The organism is Mitsuaria sp. WAJ17, assembly GCF_014174515.1.
GTDB lineage: Bacteria > Pseudomonadota > Gammaproteobacteria > Burkholderiales > Burkholderiaceae_C > Roseateles_B.
The window spans coordinates 1-324 of the sequence record NZ_JACJUG010000158.1; the positions used below are offsets into that span (position 1 = coordinate 1).

Consider the following 324-nt stretch of genomic DNA (forward strand, 5'->3'; position numbering starts at 1 on the left):
GCCCATCATGCTGCGCTATGGCTACGATCGCCGCGTCGCCACGGGTGTGATTGCTGCCTCCGGCACGCTGGCCCAGATCATCCCGCCCTCGCTGGTGCTGATCATCCTGGCCGACCAGTTGGGCAAGAGCGTTGGCGATATGTACAAGGGCGCCTTCGTGCCCGGCTTTGTGCTGACCGGCCTCTACACCGTCTACATCATCGGCATCGCTATCTTCAAGCCGAAGTGGGTCCCTGCCCTGCCGCTGGAGGCACGCTCGATTCGTGAAGACAACGGCAAGAGCGGTCTGGCGTCGCTCGCTGTGCTGACCCAGGTTGCGGTAGG

1 protein-coding gene is annotated in these 324 nt (G+C 63.6%); it reads left to right on the plus strand.

Going from position 1 to position 324, the window contains the following annotated elements:
- Positions 1-324: TRAP transporter large permease subunit (locus H5407_RS23845; protein WP_183106942.1), on the plus strand; the 324-nt coding region annotated here is incomplete at both ends.